The organism is Prevotella sp. MGM2, from assembly GCF_002933955.1.
Lineage (GTDB): Bacteria > Bacteroidota > Bacteroidia > Bacteroidales > Bacteroidaceae > Alloprevotella.
Genome location: NZ_BEWW01000112.1, coordinates 1 through 7,527 on the forward strand (window position 1 = coordinate 1; position 7,527 = coordinate 7,527).

General features: G+C 51.9%; 5 protein-coding genes. 1 reads left to right on the forward strand and 4 read right to left on the reverse strand.

All coding sequences use genetic code 11. The features are described 5' to 3' along the window. Positions 1–89 precede the first annotated feature (89 nt). On the forward strand, positions 90–1,424 hold the full coding sequence (locus C5S62_RS02475; protein ID WP_371411179.1) for an HD family phosphohydrolase: 1,335 nt from the start codon (positions 90–92) through the stop codon (positions 1,422–1,424). Positions 1,425–1,761: 337 nt separating this feature from the next. Here the strand turns inward: C5S62_RS02475 and C5S62_RS02480 are convergent, their stop codons facing one another. From C5S62_RS02480 to C5S62_RS02495, 4 genes are all read right to left on the reverse strand, one after another. Beyond that, complete coding sequence (locus C5S62_RS02480) at positions 1,762–3,348, reverse strand: S41 family peptidase (RefSeq protein WP_104403913.1); 1,587 nt, start codon at positions 3,346–3,348, stop codon at positions 1,762–1,764. A gap of 136 nt (positions 3,349–3,484) precedes the next feature. After that, positions 3,485–3,931, reverse strand: a complete 447-nt coding sequence (gene coaD, locus C5S62_RS02485; protein ID WP_104403914.1) for a pantetheine-phosphate adenylyltransferase — start codon at positions 3,929–3,931, stop codon at positions 3,485–3,487. Positions 3,932–3,970: 39 nt separating this feature from the next. Continuing rightward, positions 3,971–6,037 (reverse strand): DNA topoisomerase IV subunit B, encoded by a 2,067-nt coding sequence (locus C5S62_RS02490; RefSeq protein ID WP_190311540.1) that lies wholly within the window; start codon positions 6,035–6,037, stop codon positions 3,971–3,973. A 75-nt stretch (positions 6,038–6,112) separates the two neighbouring features. Beyond that, on the reverse strand, positions 6,113–7,249 hold the full coding sequence (locus C5S62_RS02495) for an N-acetyltransferase (RefSeq protein ID WP_104403915.1): 1,137 nt from the start codon (positions 7,247–7,249) through the stop codon (positions 6,113–6,115). Positions 7,250–7,527: the final 278 nt, after the last annotated feature.

Genomic DNA, 7,527 nt, shown 5'->3' on the forward strand with positions numbered 1-7,527 from the left:
GACAGATAGTGACACCGCACCACACCAGGATTCTCGACTCACTCAAAAAGGAGAGCGAACGGCGGATGGACCCCTCGCGCGGCTACTGGATGATTCTTGCGGGGCAGGCCGTGTATGTTTTTGTGTGCATCAGCCTGCTGCTGACTTACCTCAAGCTTTTCCGCCGCGACTACCTCGATTCACCCCACTGCCTGCTGCTGCTCTTCTCGCTGCTGACGGCGTTTCCCGTGGTAACCTACCTGATGATGGCGCACCACTTCTACAGTGTCTACCTTGTGCCGTATGCCATCGTTCCCATTTTCGTGCGCATATTCATGGATTCGCGCACGGCGTTCGTTGCCCACGTCGTGATGGCCCTGCTCTCGGCCGTCACGCTCCACAACCCGTTTGAATTTGTGCTGCTCCAGCTGGTAACGGGACTGGCGGCCATTTATTCCCTGCGCGAGCTGACGGAACGCTCGCAGCTGCTCCGCACGGTGCTGGCCGTGGTGTGTGCCGGCCTGCTGGTAAGTTTTACCTACGACCTCTCGCAGGGGCTCGGCAGCCAGGCTTTCGACCAGTCGCGCACGGTGTACGTGGTCATCGGCGGCATTCTCTTGCTGTTCGCCTACCCGCTGATGTATCTCGTAGAAAGGGTGTTCGGCTTCACTTCGAGCGTGACGCTGGTGGAACTGACCAACATCAACAACAGCCTGCTGCGCCGCATGTCGAAAGTGGCACAGGGCACTTTCAACCACTCCATGCAGGTGGCCAACCTGGCGGCGGAAGTGGCCGACAAAATAGGCGCGAAACCGCAGATGGTGAGAACGGGAGCGCTCTACCACGACATAGGAAAGATGCTCAACCCGGCTTTCTTCACGGAGAACCAGACGGGAGTGAACCCACACGACCAGCTCTCGGAAGAGCGCAGCGCGCAAATCATCATCAGCCACGTGACAGACGGTCTGCGGCTGGCCGACAAGCATCACCTGCCTTCGGTTATCAAGGACTTCATACGCACCCATCACGGCGCAGGGCTGGTAAAGTACTTCTACATACAGTATGCCAACAAGCATCCGGAAGAAGAGGTGGACAAGCAGCTCTTCAGCTATCCCGGCCCCAATCCGCGCACCCGCGAACAGGGAATACTCATGATGTGCGATGCGGTGGAAGCCGCCTCACGCAGCCTGAAGGAATATACGGAAGAGAGCCTCAGCGGACTGGTGAACCACATTATCGACTCCCAGCTGGCTGACGGGTGCTTCAAGGAATGTCCGCTGACCTTCCGCGACATTGCCGATGCCAAACGTGTGCTTATTGACAGTTTGAAGACGATTTATCACACGAGGATCTCATATCCGGAAATGAAGAAGACACAACAGGGACCGACACAGCCGGCACAGGGATTCTTCGCGACGGGCATACACCGCACATGGCAGCGATAAGGAGGGCGGAAATAGGAAAGAACACGCGCAAGGCTTTTTACGTTTTTCATTTTCCGCAGCATTCCGAAATGCGGGAACAGAACATGCTGGCCGTGAAACCGGACAAGACGGTATTGGAACTTTAACACGAATACGCACTTTTGAAATTCCAATAACTGCAATTTGAAAAGGGAACAGCGTTTTTTCCGAAGAAACCGCCGTTTATTGACTCTTTCTCTCCTGAAAAAACAAACGAAAAGCGGAGCATTCCATGTGGAATGCTCCGCTACGCTATAATAATCAACCTCCCTCTTTACGGTTTCCTCGTAAGGAGGGAGGTTGTAGCTTGTCGCCTGGGTCAATCTTTCGCACGGACGACCTCGATGGCTTTCTTGACGATGTCGTTGCGTGTGTTGATGATCCGGAAATATTCCGAACGGTCCCACACGTTGTAGGCCACCAATGCCTTGAGCATGAAGCGCAAATCCTCAAGTGTCTCGCCGCGTTCAGCCTCATCTTTGGGTTTTATGCCCTTGTCGCGGGCTTTTTTCTCAATGTCGTCAATCAAGGCCTGCGGCACCTGATAATGATCCTGAAAGTCTGAAAAGTCCTTATACTTGCGCTTGATGTCCTTGCGGCTTTCGTCGGCATACTTCAAAGCGGCCAGCGTAATGAGATTATTGCGGCTGATGGCACGGTAATAGGGCGTATAGGCCGCCGTGTCGAGGGGCACGAACACATCGGGCATGACACCGCCACCGCCATAAACGGTGCGGCCTTTGACAAGCGTTTTATAGACTTTCGTACTGTCGAGGCGGATGCTGTCAGCGTGCATCAGTTCGCCATGGTCGAAACGATTGATGAGGTCCTTGCCATATTGTTCTTTGTCGCCCTTCACGTAGGGTTTCTGAATGCACCGGCCGGAAGGGGTATAGTAATGTGACACGGTGAGACGTATCATCGAACCGTCGGGCAGCTCTACCGGGCGTTGCACCAAACCTTTGCCGAACGTGCGGCGCCCTACAATGGTGCCGCGGTCATGGTCCTGAATGGCGCCACTTACAATCTCAGCGGCCGAAGCCGTATATTCATCCACCAGAACTACGAGGCGGCCGTTGCGGAAAAGACCGCCGCCCGAGGCGTTGAGCACCTGACGGGGAGAGGTGCGCCCTTCAGTGTAGACCACCAAAGAGCCGGAAGGCAGAAACTCACTGGCCACCTCGGCGGCAGCGCCGAGATAACCGCCACCATTCATCTGGAGGTCGAATATGAGACTCTTCATTTCCTTCTCCTTGAGCGAGGCGATGGCCTCGTGTATTTCCTTGCCCGAAGTGGCGCCAAAACTGTCAAGATGGATATAGCCCACACCCGGAGCTATCATATAAACGGCATCGACGGTATTGACAGGGATTTTGTCGCGCGTCAGGTTGAACGTCAGCAGGCCGCGCACACCGTGGCGCACCACGCCGAGTAATACTTTCGTGCCTTTGGGGCCGCGAAGCTTGCGCATGATGCTGTCACGCTCCATCTTGACACCAGCAATGACTTCGCCGTCCACACTCACAATACGGTCGCCCGCCACGATTCCTGCCTTTTCGCTCGGCCCCTTGGAGGTGGGCTGAATGACAACGAGCGTATCGTCCAACATATTAAACTGTACACCGATGCCTTCAAAGTTGCCTTCGAGCGGCTCGTTGAGTTTTTTCGTCTGTTCGGCGTTGGTATATGACGAATGAGGATCGAGTTTTTCAAGCATGCCGTTGATGGCGTCTTCGGCCAGTTTTTTCTGGTCTACACTGTCCACATAAAGGTTGCTGATGGCCAGTTGGGCATACTGTAACTTACGTATTTGCTCAATGTCGATATCTTCCGGCACCTGACGTTGGGCCGAAATGCCTGAAAAGCCGGCAAGAAGCAGGCAGAGAAGTGTTATTCCGTATTTCATAAGATTGATATTTGACAGGGATTGATTGATTCTTAACAGCAACGCTCGCATTTGTCGCTGCATCGGAAGTTCCATAATTTATATTGTGGAAAGGATATTTCCTCGCCCACTGGTGCCGGAACTGGAATAGAGTCCGTCACTTTCTGGGCAGAAAGTCAGTCACGTCCTTTCCGAAAGCAATAAGTTCGCGCACAACACTTGACGATATACTTGAATAGTGTGGTTCAGTGAACAGAAGCACGGTTTCCACGCCCGAAAGACGTTGGTTCATATTGGCGATGTCGCGTTCGTACTCAAAGTCCTTTACCGACCGCAAACCGCGCAGAATGAACTGCGCCCCTTCGCGTCGCGCCAGATCAATGGTCAGGTCATTGTAGGCTACTACACGGACACGCGGCTCACCGGCATAAAGTTCGCTGATGGCTTTCACACGCTCCTCCGGACTATAAAGGGCGCGCTTGTTCTCATTTATTCCCACGCCGATAACGATTTCATCGAACATGGGCAGACCGCGTTCCACAATGCTGGCATGGCCTACGGTGAAAGGGTCGAACGAACCTGGGAAAATAGCAATCTTTTTCATTTGTGATGACTAGTGCATTTCTTTGGCAATAAGTACAGATTATTGTTCCCCGTTGGCCTCTTCCTCCACCGGGTCTTCCTCTACTACGAGGTTATCGATAATAAAATTCTGCCGTTCCATGGTATTTTTGCCCATGTAGTATTCCAACAACCCTTTTACCTTGTCGCTTTTGTGAAGCGTTACCTGATCAAGACGGATGTCGGGGCCTATGAAGTTCTTGAATTCGTCGGACGATATCTCTCCCAATCCTTTAAAGCGGGTTATTTCGGGATCGGGGCCAAGTTTTTCGATGGCAGCGAGCCGCTCTTCCTCGGTGTAGCAATAGATGGTTTCAAATTCCGACCGGTCGGCTGTTTTCGCCTTCTTCAGAATGGCGGCTCCCGCGCTCTTGTCGTCTACGCTCTGTACCTTGGCTGCTCCGCGCACCTTCTTTTTCTTATTACGCACACGGAATAGCGGTGTCTGAAGGATGTAGACATGTCCTTTCTTGATGAGGTCGGGGAAGAACTGCAGGAAAAACGTTATCATCAGAAGCCGGATGTGCATCCCGTCCACATCGGCATCGGTGGCTACGATTACTTTGTTGTAGCGCAAACCATCGAGTCCGTCTTCAATATTGAGAGCTGCCTGCAAGAGATTAAACTCCTCGTTTTCGTAGACTACTTTCTTTGTCAGCCCAAAGCAGTTGAGTGGTTTTCCGCGCAGGGAGAATACCGCCTGCGTGTTCACATCGCGGCTTTTTGTTATGGAACCGCTGGCCGAGTCACCCTCTGTTATGAAAATGGCCGAGTCGAGCCGCGGATCTGTCTCATCCTCTTCGGTTCCTTTCTTTTTGTTTTTCGGCGCGGAATCGTTAAGGTGCACGCGGCAGTCTCGCAACTTCCGGTTATGCAGGTTGGCTTTTTTCGCTCGCTCACGGGCCAGTTTCGTCACGCCGGCTATGGCTTTCCGCTCCTTTTCGCTTTCCTGTATCTTCTGCAGGAGAATGTCGGCCACATCGAGGTTTTTATGCAGGAAATTATCCACATTTTCCTTGATGAAGTCGCCAATGAACTTATTGACGCTCACGCCCGATAACGGGAAAGGATTGCCGTTCATATCCTTGTCGGGGGCCATGGTGAGCGAACCGAGTTTTATTTTTGTCTGACTTTCGAAAAGCGGTTCTATCACGCGTATGGCTATAGCCGCCACCAGTCCGTTGCGTACGTCCTGCACGTCAAAGTTCTTGCCAAAGTATTCCTTTATAGTACGGGCTATGTGTTCCTTGAAAGCACTCTGGTGCGTACCGCCCTGAGTGGTATGTTGGCCGTTTACGAAAGAATAATATTCCTCGCCGTACTGCGAGGTATGGGTGAAGGCGATATCAATGCCAGAACCCGTCAGGTGTATGACCGGATAAAGCCCAGGTGCCGTCATGTTGTCGTTGAGCAAATCCTCCAAACCATTGCGGCTCAGAATACGCCGACCGTTATAAAAGATGGCCAGTCCGGTGTTCAGATAGGTATAATTGCGGAGCATATTCTCTACAAATTCGCTACGGAACCTGTAGTTTTGAAAGAGTTGCGCATCAGGTTCAAAATAGATATACGTACCGTTTTCTTCCTGTGTATCGCCTTCGACATCACTCACGAGCACCCCTTTTTCAAATACGGCCTCATGCATGCGGCCCTCGCGGCAACTGCGTGCCACAAAGCGCGAAGAAAGCGCGTTGACAGCCTTGAGACCCACACCATTCATACCCACCGAAGCGGTAAACACTGCCGTGTCGTACTTGCCGCCCGTATTAAGTTTCGATACGGCTTCGACCAGTTTTCCCAAGGGAATGCCTCGGCCATAGTCGCGGATTTCAGCCGTGAGGTCATCCTGTATGTTTACCTCTATGCGTTTTCCGAAACCTTCATTAAACTCGTCTATACTGTTGTCTATACTTTCTTTCAGCAACACATAGATGCCGTCTTCGGCATGTGAGCCATCGCCTAATCGGCCGATGTACATACCAGGGCGTGTACGGATATGCTCCGTATCCTCAAGATGGCGTATTTTGCTCTCGTCATAGACAACGGCCGTTTCCGATACCGGCGGCATATTGTTTTTATCTTCTTGCATGATGATTCTTCCAGACTCTTTCCGGCCCTGAGGCCTTTTGTGTGATGAAACAGAGATTAAGAGGAATGTTTCTTCTCAAAGTTTTCCTTTAAAACAGCGGCGACGCTTGTGTTGCTCCGTCTTGAAGTATTGCCACTGGCTCTGCACCTTGTCGTTCACCTCCAATTCGGGATTGCTTTCGGCATATTCGAAGCCAAGTTGCTGATAAACGGGAATCAGGTCGGTAAAGAGCAATGCGTTCACGCCCTTGCCCTGATAATCGGGCCGCACGGCCACAAGCAACAGATCGAGTACTTTCGGGCGCTTCCACATGAGCGCTTTCAGCAGATGGAACCATCCGAAGGGCAGCAACCGGCCTTTGGCCTTCTGCAAGGCACGCGAGAGCGATGCCATTGAAATGCCTACCGCCACGATCTCTTTCGCCTCATTTTCCACTATTGTCACCATGCGCAAGTCAAGCACAGGCACATACATACGCACATACTGGTCTATCTGTCGATCGGTCATCTTCGAAAAGTTAAAGAGTGGCGCGTAAGCCTCGTTAATAAGGCGAAAAATATCATGAGCCAGCCCCGAGCGCATAATTTCCTTCTTGCTAGTCACCTTGCGAATGTGCAACCCGTATTTTCGGGCTATGATATCCGATATGCGCCGGTGTTTTTCGGGTATGGCATCGGGGATATAGATCTTCATCTCCACCCAATCGGCCGACTTCTCCAGCCCCAGTCCCTCCATGTGTACGGGATAGTAGGGATGGTTATAGATGGTGGCCATCGTGGAGAGTTGGTCAAACCCCTCCACGAGCATGCCCTCGGCATCCATGTCGGTGAAGCCCAGCGGGCCTTCAATCTCCTCCATGCCCCGCTCGCGCCCCCAGTCCTTCACGGCCCCGATGAGCGCGCGGCTCACCTCCATATCGTCCGTGAAGTCGATCCACCCGAAGCGCACCACCTTTTTGTTCCAGGCCTCATTGGCGCGATGGTTGATGATGGCCGCCACACGCCCCACCGTTTTCCCTGCCTCGTCATACGCCAGAAAATAGTCGGCCTCGCAAAACTCGAAAGCCGCGTTCTTCCCGGGCGAGAACGTATTCAGCATGTCATCGTAGAGGTCGGGAACGGAATAGGGATTATCCTTATAAAATTCGTAGTTGAAGCGGATAAACCGTTTCAATTCTTTCTTGGTCGATACTTTCTTGATTTCAACGGACATAAGGCCGGAGCGCGTGGTTAGTTTAATGGAAAAGTGAATAAATACAATTGGCGGGCAAAGTTACAAAAAATTACTGAAAGCCAACCGGCACGATGCTCTAAAACGGACATTCGGACTTTAACATATTTAACTTTCAGCAACGTTCCGAAGTGTTAAAATATAGGTTGGTGATAACGGAAACGAAAAAGTCTTTATTGGAATTTTAACACGAATACTTGGAAGTTAAATTCCAAAACGGGAAATTTTCACCGGTATTACGCCGGAAACCAGCCGTAATA

Excerpts from the sequence above, each read along its gene's own strand:
- C5S62_RS02490 (WP_190311540.1), bottom strand. The coding sequence starts at position 6,037 with ATGCAAGAAGATAAAAACAATATGCCGCCGGTATCGGAAACGGCCGTT.
- coaD (WP_104403914.1), bottom strand. The coding sequence starts at position 3,931 with ATGAAAAAGATTGCTATTTTCCCAGGTTCGTTCGACCCTTTCACCGTA.
- C5S62_RS02495 (WP_104403915.1), bottom strand. The coding sequence starts at position 7,249 with ATGTCCGTTGAAATCAAGAAAGTATCGACCAAGAAAGAATTGAAACGG.
- C5S62_RS02475 (WP_371411179.1), top strand. The coding sequence starts at position 90 with ATGATTCTTGCGGGGCAGGCCGTGTATGTTTTTGTGTGCATCAGCCTG.
- C5S62_RS02480 (WP_104403913.1), bottom strand. The coding sequence starts at position 3,348 with ATGAAATACGGAATAACACTTCTCTGCCTGCTTCTTGCCGGCTTTTCA.